Here is a 303-nt window from a genome sequence, read left to right on the forward strand (position 1 = left end):
CTTGCGAAACTGCGGCATAAATAAATGGGATGAATTCTTCCTCTCATCTTCCCTGGGCAAAAAGAAAGATACAGGCAAGCTATTTACTCACTTGCTATTAAAAGCCGAAGCCCTCGGATACAAAAGCAAGGATATCTGTCACATTGGAGACAACTGGGTTGGGGATGTACTGAAGCCGCGGCAACAGCATATTATTGCCAAACGGTTCGCCCCCCTGAATGAGGTTGTGCTTCCGCTTGTACCCCTACCGAAAAAAGTTAGTGAAAAATTGTCACAGGCCGGTCGTATCTGGGAAAGCTTTTG

At 46.2% G+C, this 303-nt stretch carries 1 protein-coding gene; it reads left to right on the plus strand.

The features are described 5' to 3' along the window. Positions 1 to 303 (plus strand): hypothetical protein (locus SB717_RS34845; RefSeq protein WP_410907447.1); only part of this gene is annotated, 303 nt, incomplete at both ends.

It is taken from the genome of Priestia sp. SIMBA_032 (genome assembly GCF_046535215.1).
In the GTDB taxonomy this organism is placed as follows: domain Bacteria; phylum Bacillota; class Bacilli; order Bacillales; family Bacillaceae_H; genus Priestia; species Priestia aryabhattai.